At 69.9% G+C, this 14,207-nt stretch carries 16 protein-coding genes; 8 read left to right on the plus strand and 8 right to left on the minus strand.

Annotated features, from left to right (window positions below; translation table 11 throughout):
* Positions 1 to 180 precede the first annotated feature (180 nt).
* The gene (locus tag ACFV9C_RS41225; protein ID WP_380202854.1) at positions 181 to 966 is read left to right on the plus strand and encodes a TRM11 family SAM-dependent methyltransferase; all 786 of its coding nucleotides are present in this window, start codon (positions 181 to 183) and stop codon (positions 964 to 966) included.
* Here the strand turns inward: ACFV9C_RS41225 and ACFV9C_RS41230 are convergent.
* Both ACFV9C_RS41230 and ACFV9C_RS41235 read right to left on the minus strand, forming a co-directional pair.
* A complete protein-coding gene (locus ACFV9C_RS41230; RefSeq protein ID WP_380202856.1) occupies positions 878 to 1,747 on the minus strand; it encodes an amidohydrolase family protein in 870 nt (289 codons plus the stop codon). The two genes, ACFV9C_RS41225 and ACFV9C_RS41230, sit on opposite strands and share 89 nt — an antisense overlap.
* Positions 1,740 to 2,969: a RimK family alpha-L-glutamate ligase gene (locus ACFV9C_RS41235; protein WP_380202858.1), complete on the minus strand. Its 1,230-nt coding sequence runs from the start codon at positions 2,967 to 2,969 to the stop codon at positions 1,740 to 1,742. Before ACFV9C_RS41235 ends, ACFV9C_RS41230 begins: the two co-directional genes overlap by 8 nt.
* A gap of 93 nt (positions 2,970 to 3,062) precedes the next feature.
* Between ACFV9C_RS41235 and ACFV9C_RS41240 the strand changes: the two genes are divergently transcribed.
* Positions 3,063 to 3,698: a hypothetical protein gene (locus ACFV9C_RS41240; protein WP_380202860.1), complete on the plus strand. Its 636-nt coding sequence runs from the start codon at positions 3,063 to 3,065 to the stop codon at positions 3,696 to 3,698.
* Here the strand turns inward: ACFV9C_RS41240 and ACFV9C_RS41245 are convergent.
* Positions 3,677 to 4,408, minus strand: coding sequence for an esterase family protein (locus tag ACFV9C_RS41245; RefSeq protein ID WP_380202862.1), 732 nt, complete (start codon positions 4,406 to 4,408; stop codon positions 3,677 to 3,679). The two genes, ACFV9C_RS41240 and ACFV9C_RS41245, sit on opposite strands and share 22 nt — an antisense overlap.
* The gene (locus ACFV9C_RS41250) at positions 4,368 to 5,444 is read right to left on the minus strand and encodes an alpha/beta hydrolase (RefSeq protein WP_380202864.1); all 1,077 of its coding nucleotides are present in this window, start codon (positions 5,442 to 5,444) and stop codon (positions 4,368 to 4,370) included. The genes ACFV9C_RS41245 and ACFV9C_RS41250 overlap by 41 nt, the downstream gene beginning before the upstream one ends.
* A gap of 55 nt (positions 5,445 to 5,499) precedes the next feature.
* Between ACFV9C_RS41250 and ACFV9C_RS41255 the strand changes: the two genes are divergently transcribed.
* Positions 5,500 to 5,841, plus strand: coding sequence for an MmcQ/YjbR family DNA-binding protein (locus tag ACFV9C_RS41255; protein ID WP_380202866.1), 342 nt, complete (start codon positions 5,500 to 5,502; stop codon positions 5,839 to 5,841).
* On the opposite strand, the gene ACFV9C_RS41260 is transcribed toward ACFV9C_RS41255, so the two are convergent.
* The 3 genes from ACFV9C_RS41260 to ACFV9C_RS41270 form a co-directional block, all read right to left on the minus strand.
* Positions 5,826 to 6,920, minus strand: a complete 1,095-nt coding sequence (locus tag ACFV9C_RS41260; protein WP_380202868.1) for a winged helix DNA-binding domain-containing protein — start codon at positions 6,918 to 6,920, stop codon at positions 5,826 to 5,828. The genes ACFV9C_RS41255 and ACFV9C_RS41260 overlap by 16 nt on opposite strands.
* Positions 6,921 to 7,129: 209 nt before the next feature.
* Positions 7,130 to 7,870, minus strand: coding sequence for a response regulator (locus ACFV9C_RS41265; protein ID WP_380202928.1), 741 nt, complete (start codon positions 7,868 to 7,870; stop codon positions 7,130 to 7,132).
* A complete protein-coding gene (locus tag ACFV9C_RS41270; RefSeq protein WP_380202870.1) occupies positions 7,867 to 9,222 on the minus strand; it encodes a sensor histidine kinase in 1,356 nt (451 codons plus the stop codon). The genes ACFV9C_RS41265 and ACFV9C_RS41270 overlap by 4 nt, the downstream gene beginning before the upstream one ends.
* Before the next feature lie 299 nt (positions 9,223 to 9,521).
* Between ACFV9C_RS41270 and ACFV9C_RS41275 the strand changes: the two genes are divergently transcribed.
* The 3 genes from ACFV9C_RS41275 to ACFV9C_RS41285 all read left to right on the plus strand — a co-directional run bounded on the left by ACFV9C_RS41275 (position 9,522) and on the right by ACFV9C_RS41285 (position 11,084).
* Positions 9,522 to 10,232, plus strand: coding sequence for a M15 family metallopeptidase (locus tag ACFV9C_RS41275; protein ID WP_380202872.1), 711 nt, complete (start codon positions 9,522 to 9,524; stop codon positions 10,230 to 10,232).
* A 12-nt stretch (positions 10,233 to 10,244) separates the two neighbouring features.
* Positions 10,245 to 10,613, plus strand: coding sequence for a hypothetical protein (locus tag ACFV9C_RS41280; protein ID WP_380202874.1), 369 nt, complete (start codon positions 10,245 to 10,247; stop codon positions 10,611 to 10,613).
* Positions 10,614 to 10,697: 84 nt separating this feature from the next.
* Positions 10,698 to 11,084, plus strand: a complete 387-nt coding sequence (locus tag ACFV9C_RS41285; RefSeq protein ID WP_380202876.1) for a pilus assembly protein CpaE — start codon at positions 10,698 to 10,700, stop codon at positions 11,082 to 11,084.
* On the opposite strand, the gene ACFV9C_RS41290 is transcribed toward ACFV9C_RS41285, so the two are convergent.
* Positions 11,081 to 11,785, minus strand: a complete 705-nt coding sequence (locus tag ACFV9C_RS41290; RefSeq protein ID WP_380202878.1) for a hypothetical protein — start codon at positions 11,783 to 11,785, stop codon at positions 11,081 to 11,083. The genes ACFV9C_RS41285 and ACFV9C_RS41290 overlap by 4 nt on opposite strands.
* Before the next feature lie 64 nt (positions 11,786 to 11,849).
* Between ACFV9C_RS41290 and ACFV9C_RS41295 the strand changes: the two genes are divergently transcribed.
* Both ACFV9C_RS41295 and ACFV9C_RS41300 read left to right on the plus strand, forming a co-directional pair.
* Positions 11,850 to 12,863: an ornithine cyclodeaminase family protein gene (locus ACFV9C_RS41295; protein WP_380202880.1), complete on the plus strand. Its 1,014-nt coding sequence runs from the start codon at positions 11,850 to 11,852 to the stop codon at positions 12,861 to 12,863.
* Positions 12,863 to 14,197, plus strand: a complete 1,335-nt coding sequence (locus tag ACFV9C_RS41300) for an aromatic amino acid lyase (protein WP_380202882.1) — start codon at positions 12,863 to 12,865, stop codon at positions 14,195 to 14,197. The genes ACFV9C_RS41295 and ACFV9C_RS41300 overlap by 1 nt, the downstream gene beginning before the upstream one ends.
* The last annotated feature ends 10 nt before the right edge of the window (positions 14,198 to 14,207 follow it).

Genomic DNA, 14,207 nt, shown 5'->3' on the forward strand with positions numbered 1-14,207 from the left:
GGGGTAGTCAGGCAGTAAATGAGGTGTGGTCCTGTGCCAGCGGGTTCTAGGGTGGTTGGTGATGCAGCGTTTCTGAAGGTGTGGGTGGGTTGCGGCGGGCTCCGGGTGGGGTCGGCTTGAGGTGGCCTGCCTGCGCCGCGCTTCGACTGTTCTGTCGATCGCGAGCCTTCGGGAGCGTTCTTGCTCAGCATCACCGACCACCTTGTCCTGCGGACGATCGACGGCGCCGCCGACCTCCTTGTCGAGGAGCTGCGTGCGATGCCGTCCGTACATTCCGTCAACCAGACGTCCGCCGTCACCGTCGAGTGCGTCCTCGACGGGCCGTTGGACGAAGTCGCGGCCTGTCCGCTGTACTCGACCGTTCAATTCGGCGACGGGAGCGTGAGGCTGACCTGGACGCACCGCTTCGGCCGTCACGAACGGTTGCCGTGGTCAACCAACTACGTCGTCGCCGAAGTCCTCGTCCGGATGGCGAAGCTCCGCGCCGGACAGCGGCTTCTCGACCCTTTCTGCGGCACCGGCACGATCCTCCGCGCCGCCCATCGCCTAGAGCCGGCTATCCGGCTGGTCGGTCTCGACCATGACCACCCCAAGGTCATGAAGGCCAAGGCCGAGGCCCTCCCGCTGGCCGACGGGTGCGTGGACCGGGTCGTGGCGAACCTGCCGTTCGGGAAACAGGTCGGTAGTCACCGCGACAACCTCCGCCTCTATCCCGCAGTACTCCAAGAGCTCGACCGCGTTCTGACGCCCGACGGCCGCGTGGTCCTCCTCACCGAGGACAAGCGCCTGCTCCGCGACGCCGTGCAGCGGAGCCCGTTCAAGGTCGTCCGCGAACGGCTCTTCAGGTACAACGGCGCGACCCCGACCGCCTACGTGCTCACGCGGAGCCGAGCAGGCGGGCGCCGTTCTCCCAGCACACCGCGCGCAGCCAGTCGTCGCCGAGGTCCAGGGACTCCAGCGCCGTGAGCTGTACGGCGTACTCGTACGGGATGTTCGGGAAGTCCGAGCCGAGCACGATGCGGTCCTGCACGTCCGCGAGCCGGGGAATCAGGTCCCGCGGGAACGGCATCATCGCCTCGACGAACGGCGTCAGCGCCATCGTCGTGTCCAGATGCACGTTCGGGTACGCCGTCAACGCGAGATGCTCGGCGTACTCCGGCATCCCCAGATGCGCGATCACCGCCGTCAACGAGGGATGCCGCCGCAGGACCTCGCCGATCGGCCCGGGACCGGTGTGCCGCCCGGGGATCGGGCCCGACCCGCAGTGCACGACGACGGGTACGCCGGCCTCCGCCAACTGCCCCCACACGTCGTCCAGCTCACCCGACCGCGGGTCGTAGCCGCCGACCTGCACATGCACCTTGAAGATCCGCGTCCCCGCCTCCAGGGCGTCACGCACATACGAAGCGGCCGACGGCTCCGGGAAGAACGTGCCGCTGGACACGCACCCGGGTGTCACCGCGGCGAAGTCCCGCGCCCACGCGTTCAGCGACTCGGCCATCCCCGGTTTGTGCGGGTAGACCAACGCCGGAAACGCCCGTACGCCCAGGGAGTCCAGCGTTTTCAGCCGTTCCTCGACCGAGGTCCGGTAGGTGATCGGCCACTCGGTCCCGTAATGCGTCGACGCCTGGTCGAAGTACGCCCAGACCGCGTTCAGCACCCGGTCCGGCAGGAAGTGCACATGTACGTCGACCAACCCGTCCAGCCCGAGCCGCCGCCACCACGCGGGTACGCCGGAATCACGCATCGGCGACCCACAGATCCGTCAGCCCCTTGAAGTGCGCGAAGAACTTCTCCTGCTCGTGCGCCGGGTAGGTCGCCGCCACCGTCTCGCGCAGCACCTTCTCGAAGCCCGGCCCGGCCACCCAGTCCCGGACCCGCAGGTCGAAGTCACCCAGGTGCGACGCGCACCACTCCTGGTACTTGGCCGTCTCGAAGTGCTGGTCCGCGAGCGCCAGGTACCCGTCCAGCTTGGCGTCATAGTCCAGCGAAGGGTCGTCCGCGATCTCGAAGTACCGCTCGGTGTGCAGGTCGACCGAGGAGCGCCGGCCGGTCGCCAGGCAGAACACCGACCACTTGACCAGCGCGCTCAGCGCCCACGGGAAGTAGTAGTGCAGCGAGGTGACCGCGACGTCCGGGCAGGCGTTGGCGTAGTCGATCGGGTGCACCGAATCGCCCTTCACCAGCATCTCGCAGGAGTTGAACTCCCAGCCGAAGAACGCGTTCACGATCCGGCTGATCGCCACCGCCTGGTGGCCGGCCGACGGGGACAGGAAGTCGTGCGAGACGGCGTACCGGTTGTGCATCGGCTGGTCGGGGCGGAAGTCCATCACCATCGTCTCGGCGCCGATCGACAGCGCCCGGGCGAACTTGTCGTAGTCGATGGTGGCCTGCAGGTGCATCAGCATCTCGCCGGATTCGTCGTACGCGCGGTGCAGGTCGTCGGCGTTCTCGATCCGGGACACGCCGCGCCAGCCGCCGCCGTCGAACGGCTTCATGTAGAGCGGGTACCCGAGGTCCGCGGCCAGCGCGTCGAGGTCGAACGGCTGGTTGTACTTCGCCGACGTGTAGGCCCAGCGCACGTTGTCGACCGGGTTCTTGTACGGCACCAGCACGGTCCGCGGGATCTTCAGCCCGAGCCGGAGCATCGCGCAGTACGCCGAGTGTTTCTCCATCGCCTGGAACGTGAACGGGGAGTTCAGCAGGTACGTCCCGTTCATCAACGCGGCCTTCTTCAGCCACTCGCGCGGGTGGTAGTACCAGTACGCGAGCCGGTCGATGACCAGCCCGACCCGGACCGGGTCGTTCAGGTCGAACGGCTCGATGGTCAGCCGGCGGGACCCGAACTCGTGCTCGCGCCCGTCGATCGTCACCGGCCCGACCCGCTGCAGCAGCGCCTCGAACGCCTGCGGCCAGTCCTCCTCGGCCCCGAGCAGCAACCCGATCAAGTGCCGCGAGCGATCAGCCACAGTCAACCTCCCGTACGTCGTGGTACGAGGGTATGTACCAGAACCCGTCCCGTCGACCGGAACTCCGGCAGGTCGCCGAACGTCCGAGCAGGCGTGGACGCCGGAGAGCTCGCGCAGCGCAGCAGTACCGCGGTCCGGTCGCTGAACACGCTGCGCGGATTCCGGCGGCACACCGGCAAGGTGACGGGGCTGACGGTCGTCCTCGGCGCCTTCGGCCTGACCGGCCTGCTGGGCGGCGTCGTCGAGCTGGTCCGGGACCGGCCGGACCTGCCCGGGTTCGCCGGGGCCGGCGTGCTGCTGCTCGGCGCCGCGATCGCCGTCCACCTGCTGCGCGGGCGCCGGCTGTACGCCGCGTACCGCCGCGACGGCTGGATCGCGGTCCAGGCACCGACAGGTTTCCTGCTGGACGCCGAGGCCTCGCCGTCGAGGCTGCGGTACGGTCCGGGCGCCGGCGAGCCGCTGATGCTGATCGCCGCCGCGAACCTCCAGCCGGCCGAGTTCGTGAAGCCGCTGACGGCCGTACGCCGGTACCTCGAAGGTCTCACCGAGCTCGAACGCGACCGCCTCGGCGAGCGCATCCGCCGGGCCGGGCTCTCCAGGGCCTTGCCCGCGGACGAGTTCTTCCCGGGCACGACAGGCTGTCTGCTCGGCGTCGGGACGACCGACCTCGTCGTGGTCGTCCCGCCCGGCCGGCTGCTCCCCGTACGTCAGCAGAAGCGCGGCAGGTGATGCGCGATCTGCTGCCGCCACCACGGCCAGTCGTGCGCCACGTCGTACCCCCAGAGGTCCAGCTCGTGCGGGATGCCCTTGTCCTCGAGCAGTGCGGCGGTCTTGAGCGCCGACGGCAGTGACCCGGTCGGATGGGTCTCCCAGTCGCCCTGCCCGACCGTGAGCAGGATGAACAGCCGCGACCGCAGCCAGTCCAGGTGGTCGCCGGAGAGGTTCGGCAGGTAGTCGGCGGGATTGTTGAAGTACGTGGCGTCGCCGCGTTCGCCCCACGCGTGCCAGCTCGCGGCGTCGTAGTTGCCGGACTGGCAGATGGCCACCGGGAACAGGTCGGCCCGCTTCAACGCGAAGTTGAGTGCGTGGAACGCCCCAAGGCTGCACCCAGTGGTGATGATGGAGTCCAGGCCGATCATCGGCACCACCTGGTTGACGATCCAGGACTCGTACAGCTCGTGCCGCCGGGCGCGGAGCTCCAGCTGGATGCTCCGGTCCGACCAGCTGACGTGGTCGTACGAGTCCACGCAGTACAGCTTCACCCGCCCCGCCTCGATCAACGAGGCGACCGCGTCGACCATGCCGTTGTTCTCGTAGTCCCAGGCGCGTCCCTGCTCGCTCGGGAAGACCAGCACCGGGCGGCCGAAGTGGCCGTACCGGATCAGGGTGCCGCGGCGGTCAAGCCCCGGCGCCTCCAACTCGACCTGCTCCCGTTCCATCGGCCCCACCCCAGGTCTGTCGCAGTAGCTCCGTCAGCTCAGGATCCAGCACATCCCGCCAGGCTGTGAAGTTGTGCATGTCGGGAGTTTCGTCGAGTGCGACGTCCAGCCCGAGCGCGGCCAGGCGAGCCGCCGTCACCCGGTTGTTGTGCACGTTCTCCTCGGTCGTCCCGGCGGTCATCGCGACCGTCGGCGTACTGGGCGCGGCGGCCGCGGTCAGCACCTGCTCGACGAACCCGGTGACCTGGGCGTAGTACTCGAACTTGGCCTCCTGCGGATCGGTCTCCGGCGTGAAGAACGATCCCGACTGCAGGAACAGCCCATCGAAGGTCCCCGGAAAATGCCATTCCGCGTGCAGCGCCGCGAGCGCGCCGAGGCTCGCCCCCATCAGCACGGGCCGCCGGCTCCGGTACTGCGCCCGCACCGCGGGCAGGACGTACTCCACGAGCGCCGACGCGTACGACGGGTTCGCGGCGTACCAGAGGTTGCGTGAGGTAGGACGGAGCAGCGCGAGCCGGAACGGCGGGAGGGTGCCCGACCCGACCAGCGCCCCGGCGTAGTGCGTGAGTCCGGCGTACGCCGCGAACTCGGGCCCGTCGTGCGCCAGCAGCAACGGCAGCTCGAACGCCGGCGCGATCCCGTCCGGCGCCCACACCTGCACATCGACCGGCCCCACCGGCGAGTCCACGGTCGACGGCGTCAACGTCGACGCGATCGGCGGTACGGCGATCCACGCGGGTTCGACGTACCCGGGCAGCGGTAGCCACGAGTGGTCCCCGAACGCGCCGCCGACCACCCGCGGGTTGGTCGGATCGGTCCGCATGCCGAGGTCCGCGATGTCGAACAGGTACTCCATCCGGTGCACCGACGGCCGCGGCAGCCGCAGCTCCCAGCCGTAGTCGACCGGCTTGAACTCCAGCAGCTCCGCCGGCAGCCCCAGCTCCTGCCACAACCGAACGCCCGTGAACGCATGCGCAGCGTCACCGAGGCGGAACACCACCTCGGCCCCTTCGACCGCGCTCACGACTGCAGGCATCCAACCAAGGTAACGCTGACAACACCTGTCAGTGATCGGTCCTAGGGTGGGAGGCGTGGTCGATCTCACCGACATCCGCGCAATCACCGCGGATCTGCCGCGCAGCTACGAGGTACTGGTCCGGGACCGGATCAAGTTCCGCGTGGGCCAGATCGTCTATCTCGCGGTCGCGCCCGACGAGCAGACCATCGGCCTCGGCTTCCCCCGCGAGGAACGCGCCGCGGCCCTCGCCGCGGAGCCGGACAAGTTCCTCCCACCCCGCCCCTCCGACGAGCGCTACCAGTGGATCGAGCTCAACCTGGCGGCCGTCGACCACGACGAACTCCGCGAACTGATCCTCGACGCCTGGTCGATGTGCGTCCCGAAGAAGGTTCGAGCGGCCTACTTCGGCGACTGACCGACGACCACCGGTGTGCCGGGGGCACCGATCAGGCCGAGGAGTTCGGTGGCTTCGGCTGCTACTGCTGTGCGTTCGGCGGCGACGAGTGGGCGGTGCGGAGTGACGTCGAGGCTCTTGCCGCGATGGTGTCGCCAGTCCGCGGTGTAGTCGCCGTCGATCAGCACGGTGCCCATCGCCGCACCGTTGCCGGGCGGGAGCGGTACGGGGCGTTCGGCCGGGTTGACCCGTCGGCGGTCGGCGTGCGAGAGCAGGAGGTTGTCGTACTCCGGCAGGAACCGGACCGGGGCGGGCGTCTCCGGGTCGGGCAGCGGCCCGTCCGGTACGTCGTACAGCTCCCGCCCGTCCTCATCGGCGTACACGCGCAGCCCGGGCCTTAGCCGGTCCACCACCTCACGCAGCTTCGTCAGCCCCGACCACATCTGTACGTCGGCCACGGTCGCCGGCCCGAACACTGCCAGATACCGCAGGACGAGGTCGTCGATCGAGGGATCCGGCACCGGCGGGCGGCCCAGCCAGCTCTCGATCGTCTGCAGCGCGGCCGGCCCGGTCTTGCCCCACACCCCGCGCGGCGTGACCTGGACCGTGCCGGTCAGATAGCTGACGGCGTACGCCAGCGCGTTGGCGTCCCAGTCCGGCCAGCGTTCGCCGATCACGTCCCGGAGCCGCGCCCGGCTGTACGGCTCCTGGCTGAGCAGCTCGGCGCCGTAGGCAACGACCGCGTCGACGTCCGCGCCGGCCAGCTGCTTGCCGAACGATCCCCGGAGCCCGCGGTCCGCGACCGGATGCACGAGCCGCCACAGCAGCAGGCAGTCGTCGGCGGTGACCAGATGGATGGTGGCCCGCTGCAACGAGGCCCGCACGACCTGCCGGGACATCATCAGCTCGGACAGCTCGGCCGGGTCGAAGCCCTCCAGCCGGGACCACAACGCGACGTACGCCGCCAGCGGCGCCTGCGCCTGGAGGCCGACCAGCCGCTCGATCAGCTCGGCCGCCGTTCCGGGCTCGCGGTGCAGCAACTGCTGCCGCTGGAGGAACGCACGATTCAGCTCGCGCCGGCTGAGCACTCGGGTAGTCATCGCGACAGCCTACGAAAGGCACGCCCGATCATCCTCAGGTAGTAGACCAGAACCATCCTGACGGCCGATGGGTACGCCGCCTCCGCGACGCACTCTTGAAGTATGACCGGGGACTTCCTGCCGCAACGCCAGAAGGCGTCGGCGCTCAGCCAGATCGTGACCGTCGTACTGATCCTCGTCGCCGCCGCGGTGACGCTCTGGCTGTTTCTCTAGGACTCCCAGCGCACGTCGGCCTCGCCCGGCCGCACGACTCCGGCCTCGTAGGCGACGACGACCGCCTGGACGCGGCTCGACAGACCGAGCTTGGAGAGCACCGAGCTGACGTGGGTCTTGACAGTGGTCTCGCTGACGAACAGCTTGGTCGCGAGGTCGCGGTTCGACAGCCCGCGCGCCATCCAGACCAGGATCTCCCGCTCGCGTTCGCTGAGCTGTGACAGCGAGCCGGCCCAGCGCGCGTCGGGCTGCGCCGGCGGCGGGCTCGCCGTACCACCGTCGAACTGGCGTTCCAGCTCCATGCAGCGCTCCAGCAGCACCCGGGTCGAGGCCGGATCGACCAGCGAGTCGCCCCGGTGCACCGCGCGTACGGCGGACACCAGCAGGTCCGGGTCCGTGTCCTTCAGCAGGAACCCGGACGCCCCAGCGCGGACCGCCGCGAGTACATAGGCCTCGTCGTCGAACGTGGTCAGCACGAGTACGGCGGGACGCGACCGCCCGGCCTCCCGGTTCGCCGACGTGATCCGCTCGGTCGCGACCAGCCCGTCCATCACCGGCATCCGGATGTCCATCAGCACCACGTCCGGGTCGTACCGGTCGATCAGCCGGAGCGCCTCCTCGCCGTTCTCGGCCTGGGCGACCGTGGTCAGGTCCGGCTCGTGGTCCAGGATCATCGCCAGCCCCATCCGGATCACGCCCTGGTCGTCGGCGACGAGGATCCGGATCGGCTCGCTCACTTCTGCGGCGGCAGCCATGCCTGCACTCTCCATCCACCCAAGGGGCCGGCCGCGACGGCGAGGGTGCCGCCGACCGCTGTGGCCCGTTCCCGCATCCCGATCAGTCCGTTGCCGCGACCGCTTTCCTTGCGGCGCGCCGTCTCCAGCACGTTCACCGGCGGCGGGCCGCCGTTCCCGTTGTCGTCGATGGTCAGCAGCTCGCCCTGCGGTCCACTCTGCCAGGTCACCCGCGCCGCGGTGGCCTTCGCGTGCACCATCACGTTGGTCAGCGCCTCCTGGATGATCCGTACGGCGGTCAGATCCGTCGCCGAGGTGAGCTGCCGCTGCCGGGGCGGGAGTTCCATCGTGACGTCGATGCCGACCGCCTTCAGTCGCTCGCCCATCCGCGCCACGTCGGCCAGGTCCGGCACCGGCGCGGTCCCGCCGCCGGACCCGGTGTCGCCGGCGATCTGCGGCGACGCGGTGTTCAGCACCCGGACCGTCTCCCGCATCGCGGTCAGCGCCTCCTTGCCGCTGGCAATGATCCAGCGGATCGCCTCCCGCAGTACTTCAGGACGCTGGTCGGCGACCCGGTCCGCGGCCTGCGCCCGGATCACCACCGCGCTGACGTGGTGCGAGATCACGTCGTGCAGGTCGCGGGCGATCCGGGTCCGCTCGGCGACCGCGGCCCGCTCCGCCTCGACCGCGCGCAGCCGGACCAGTTCGGCGTTCCGCTGTTCCAGCAGCGCGACCGACCTCCGGCGCCTGCGGGTGTCCGCGCCGAGCAGCACCATCCCGCAGATCAGTGCCTCGGCGAACACGAACAGTGACACGTCGATGTACGTGTACAGGCTGCCGACATCGCGGGGGAGGGCCTTGTACCGCGGGCCCAGGAGCACCAGGCGGCTGACGTGGCTGAGGACGATCGCGACCACGGTCGGCAGCCCGATCATCAACCCGGCCAGGCTGCCCATCGTGAAGAACAGGCAGGTGAACCGCCGGACGCCGGCCGACGCCGCGAGGTACCCGACCACCAGCAGCGGGACCAGGTGGATCTCCGACTGCAGCGCCGCGTCGCTGATCTCCGGCTGCCCGAAGATCGTCACCCCGAGCTGAGCGGCCAGCCCGGTGCCGACCGCGGCGTACAGGAAGGGATAGAGCACCGAGACGATCACCAGCATGGTCCGCGGGATCCGGCGCGCGAACGCGACCGTGGTGACCAGGAACACCCCGGTGACCACCGACACCGCCGGGTTGTGCGGCCGCAGCCAGGTGCCGTTGATCAGGTTCAGCGCCGCGAACCAGACCACGCCGACGACCGCGGCGAGCAGCAGATCCTGCTGCCCCTGCGTCATCCGTCGCCAGAGTCCCATCACGTCGCCCAGCGTAGTCAGCCTGTGTTTGCCGAAGCTTCATCTGAGCGGAGGGGCCCGCACTCCAACTTTTGGAGGAGGCTCGGCGTCCGAACTGATACTCAGGGGCTACAGCTAGGGCCGCAGGACGGTCCCTGGGACGGATGCGCCCACCGCCCTGATCACGAAAGGCTGTACCCCATGACTCCGTTGATGCCACGCCTCCGGCGCGGCTGGTCATGTCGCTGTGACTCCCGTCCTTCCCTCGTCGCTCCGGTCGCTTCGCTCCCTGCGCTCCTCAGTCCAGGACGGGAGGCGACATGACCGACGACCACTTTCCGGACCGCCGCAGGACCGGGCGGACGCGGTTGCTGTCCGTGACCGGGGTGGTCGTGGTCGGTGCGGTCGCCGGATCGCTGCTGCTGTGGCACCAGCAGGTCGGGGACGCCCTCGGGCTCGGCGCGGACAAGCGGCCGGTGGTGTCGACGAACAGCGCGCCCGCGTACAGCGCCCCGCCCGCGACGACGGCGCCGACCCGGACGCCCACGGCCCGCCGTACGACGACGAACACGCCGACCCGGACCACCACCAGTCCCACCAAGAAGGCGACGAAGAAGCCGACCCAGGTGCCGCGCGAGGAGGACATCGACGCGCTGTCCCCGAAGCTCGAGGCCCGGCTGAAGAAGGCCTTCGCGGCGGCCGCGGCGGCCGGCGTCCCGATCCGGATCAACTCCGGCAAGCGCAGTGCCGCGAAACAGCAGCGGCTGCTGAACGAGGCGATCCAGAAGTACGGCTCCTACAAGGTGGCGACCCGCTGGGTGCTGCCGCCCAAGTACTCCGCCCACGTGCTCGGCAAGGCCGTCGACATCGCACCGGCGGCCGCGATGACGTGGCTGGACAAGAACGGCTGGCGGTACGGCATCTGCCGCCGGTACGACAACGAACCCTGGCACTTCGAGGCGATCACCACGCCAGGGACGAAATGCCCGCCGCGCGAGCCGCATGCGCTGGCCAAGGCAGACGACGACTAGGGGGATCCGGACATGACCATGACCTACGCACAGCCCTTGACCCGGCGCTACACCCGCGCCCGGCTCGCCGTACCCGCCCTGTGGCGGCAGGTGATCCGGACCAGCGACAAGGGAGAGCAGACGATGGCGGAGCCGGACCGGTCCGCATACACCCAGCTGGAGATCTACGACGGCATCCTGGCCGCCTTCGAACGCCGCGACGAGGTGGCAGCGGTACTGCGGTCCGCCGCCGACCGCCCGGCCGCCGTCCGCCGGCTGCGCGCCGAGTTCGGACTGAGCCACCTGCAGGCGAGCACGCTGGTCGACCTGCCGCTGACCACCGAGTGCCGGGACCGGATCGCCCGCCGCGCCGAGGAACTCCGGACCGCCCTGCACCGCTGACCTGCAGCCGCGCGCGAGCCGCGTCTCGGTGGTGGCGGCTCGCGCGGACCTGCGGTATTTGCGTTCCGTGGGGAGGATGGAAGCGTGATCACGATCGAGCAGGCCGGACGACTGCGTAAGGCCGGGGTGCTGTGGAGCCCCGGCGCCGGGGACCGGTTCGTCGTACCGGACCGGGACATGGACGAGGACGTGTTCGTGGTGAGCGACATGACCGTCGAGGTGCACGACTACCAGGGCAGCAAGGTGATCGGCTTCAACGGCACGACCGAGTGGGCCCTGGACAGCATCGAGCAACGCGAGGTGATCTGGCTGCCCCGCGAGGAGCAACTGCGCGCCCTCCTCGGCCCACACTTCCGCTCCCTCGAAGCCACTCCCGACGGCTACCGCATCACCCTCACCGACAGCATCCACACCGCCCCGGACGCCGAACAGGCCTACGCCGAAGCCGTCATCCACCTACTGAGTGCTTAGACCCTCCAGTACTGCCTTTTGTCCTTGTCCTTCACGGTGTAGCCGAGGGTTGTGAGTTCGTCGCGGAGTTCGCGCAGGTCGGCCTTGCCCTTGTCGCCGTCGTCGAAGGCCCTCGAGCGGACCTTGAGGATCGCGTTCACCGCCGGTGGCAGATCGGGGTCGTCCTCGATCCAGCGCCGGAACTCCGCCTGGTGCGGGTCCCCGGCCTCGGACCACGGGTACCCGTGGGCGCGGAACGCAGCCGCGATCTTGGGCGTCTCCGACTTGAACTGGTCGTGCTTCTCGCGCGCCAGCTCCCGCGAACCCGCGTCCTGCAGGACGATCTCCTTGCCCTCCAGGAACGCCACCGACACCTTCTCGCGCGGCACCGTCACGGTCTTCTGGTGCTTCAGGAACTCCACCGACCGGTTGTCGATCGTCACCCGCAGCGTGTCGTCGAACGCCATCCCGGCCAGTACGACGCCGCCCACCAGTCCGGCCACGACGCAGATCACCACGACCCACCAGCTGTCCCAGGCGGCGATCAGCCGCAGCGGTCCCTGGAACGGCACCCACTCGTGCCCGCCGGCCCAGTCCGCGATCCGCGGCAGGAAGAAGCCGAGCACCAGCCCGACCAGTGGCAGCCCGCCGTACAGCAGCACCTTGTCACCGGTCGAGTGACCGATCACGGTGCTCTCCGGCGTACCTGTCGTCGACCCCATGCACCGAACGTAACGTGCGCGCGCGAAACTTAAGTATCGAACGACGGCAACCGAAGGAGCCCGAGTGACCGACGGAATCTGGCTGCGCTTCCTCAGCGGACCGGACATCGACGAGCTCGGCCTCACCCGGCTGGAGATCGTCGACGCGGTCGAGGACGCGGTCCGCGAGCACGGTCTCGGGCGGACCGCGTTCGAGCCGCGGGTGCACCTGACCCCGGACAACGGCGGCATCGGCCACTTCAACATCCTCCGCGGTCACCTCGACGGCCTCGGCGCGCACGGAGTCAGCGGCGTGAAGGTGGTCGGCGACTTCGTCCCGAACTACCTCAAGGGCCTGCCCAGCGAGCTCGCGATGGCGACCCTGTTCGACCCGACCACCGGCGTACCGCTCGCGGTCCTCGACGCGACCATGATCACCGCGGCCCGGACCGGCGCGATGACGACCGTCGGCGCGCGGCACCTGGCCCGCCGGGACAGCAAGATCCTCGCGCACGCGGGTGCCCGGGGTACGGCGTGGTGGAACGTGACGATGCTCGACGACCTGTTCGACCTCGACGAGATCCGGGTGACGTCCGCGCGGCCGGAGTCCCGGGAGAAGTTCGCCGCGGACCTCGCCGCGGAGCTGTCCACGCCGATCCGGGTCTGCGCGACCGCCGAGGAGGCCTTCGACGGCGCCGACGTACTCGTCGAGGCCACCCGCCTCACCGAACCCGAACCACTCCTCCGCACCGCGGCGGTCACGCCGGGAACGCTGACCATACCGTACGGTACGGTATCCGCGGTCGAACTGGACCTGCTGGACGTGATGGACAAGGTGGTCGTCGACGACTGGCGGGAGGCGCAGTCGGGGCGGTTCGGATCACTCCGCCGCCACGTCGACACCGGCCGGTTGTCGCCGGACACGCTGTACGCCGAGATCGGCGAGATCGTCGCCGGCCGCAAACCCGGCCGCGAGAACGCCACGGAACGCACGCTGTTCTGGCACCGCGGCCTGTCCCTCCTGGACGTAGCGATCGCGCACCTGATCCTCCGCCGCGCCGAGGCCGCCGACGCCGGCACGATGCTCCGGTTCCACTGATGATCAACGAACCGGGCGACCTGGACCCGGCCAGTCCTGACCCGATCGAGCTGGCACCCGCCCTCCTCGACCGCCTGGCAGGCATCCGCGCCGACGCCCTCCATACCCTCGAATCGGGCGACCCGGTGTACGGCGTGAACACCGGCATGGGCAACCTGAGCAAACGCCGTCTCACCACTGAGGAACAGAGCCGCCACCAACGCAACCTCCTCCGCGGCCGCGCGGTCGGCGGCCCACCCTGGCTGCCGCCGGACGAAGCCCGCGCCGTTCTGATCGGCCGGCTGCGCACGTTCCTCACCGGTGACGCGGCGGTGTCCGTCGGCCTGATCCAACAGTTGGTTGCCTTGATCAACAGCGCCCACCTACCGAACATCCCCGCTGAGGGTGCCGGATCGGCCGGCGAGATCATCCCTCTGGCGCATGCCTTCGCCTCCCTCGACCTCGGCCCGAAGGAAGGAATCGCCTTACTGGCAGGCATTCCCGGCGCGACCGGCCGCGCGGCGCTCGCGGCCGCTCGCGCGCACAGGCTGGCGGATCGGCTGACGGCCGTGGGAGCGGCGGCGATCGCCGTGGTCGGCGCCAACCGCGATCCGTACCAACCCGCGGCCGGCCGCGGCGACGACGTACTGACCGTCGAGCTCGCCCGCCTGCGGGAACTGGCCGGCCCGGAGCCGGACCCGCGCAGCCTGCAGGCACCGGTCTCGTTCCGCGTCGCCGGACAGGTGGTCGCGCACGTACGGCGTACCCTCGAGCAACTCGACGACGCCGTCGAGCGCGCATTCAACGGCGTCACCGACTCACCGGCCTACCTGGACGGCGAGTTCATCGGCACGGCAGGCTTCCACGGACTCGACCTGACGGCGTACTGCGACCACCTGACCGCCGCCCTCGCCCACGCCGCCGAGGTCTCCACCGCGCGCCTGCACCGTCTCCTCGACCCCACCGTGACAGGCCTCCCGGCCCAGCTCGCCCGCGACCCCGGACCGCAGGCGGGCCTGGTGGCGGTCCACAAACGCGCCGTCGCGATCACCCACCAGTTCCGTCGCCTGACGTTGCCGACGGCAATCAGTACGGCGGAGACGTCCAACGGTCAGGAGGACGTGCAGACGTTCTCCTGGGAGGCCGTCGGCAACCTCGGCGAAGCGATCCGCCTCACTCGCGAGACAACCGCCTGCGAGCTCCTCGCCGTACGCCAGGCCTTCGCGCTGTCCGAACGCCCAGTCCCACCGGGTGTGCAACCACTCCTCCGGGCGGTCGACGCCGTCGTACCGCCGATCGACGCGGACCGCCCGTTCGGCGAGGACCTGACCGCGATCCTCACCGAACTGCTCTAGTTGAACCGTC

The organism is Kribbella sp. NPDC059898, assembly GCF_042730855.1.
In the GTDB taxonomy this organism is placed as follows: domain Bacteria; phylum Actinomycetota; class Actinomycetes; order Propionibacteriales; family Kribbellaceae; genus Kribbella.